Here is a 505-nt window from a genome sequence, read left to right on the forward strand (position 1 = left end):
ACTCGCGTCTGACTATCACGAGTTTCACTATTCTCACCAAACACAATTAATTGAGGGACTCCTTTTTTACCTCAATACTTTTATCAAACAACAGCAAGAGCGAATCGAACAATTCATTGCCATTGGTATTGCCCTACCCGGCTTAGTCAACCCATAAACGGGTGTCGTAGAATACATGCTCAACATTGCTATTGATGCACTCGCTTTAGGTGACATCATTCGTGATAATTTTCATGTTGAATGTTTTGTCGGCAATGACGTGCGCGGTATGGCGCTTGCCGAACACTATTTCGGTGCCAGCAAAGATTGCCAAGACTCTATTCTGGTCAGCGTACACAGAGGAACTGGAGCTGGCATTATCGTCAATGGTCAAGTATTCCTAGGCTATAACCGTAACGTGGGTGAAATAGGTCATATCCAAATCGATCCACTCGGCGAACAGTGTCAATGTGGAAACTTCGGCTGTCTGGAAACGGTAGCCGCAAACCCGGCCATTATATCTCGC

Annotated in this window: 1 pseudogene; it reads left to right on the forward strand. The window is 45.3% G+C overall.

From position 1 onward, the window contains the following. Positions 1-505: pseudogene (locus tag GMA8713_RS26490) on the forward strand (ROK family protein); the annotation flags it as partial.

Origin of the sequence: Grimontia marina (assembly GCF_900060185.1) — a bacterium.
Taxonomy (GTDB): Bacteria; Pseudomonadota; Gammaproteobacteria; order Enterobacterales; family Vibrionaceae; genus Enterovibrio; species Enterovibrio marinus.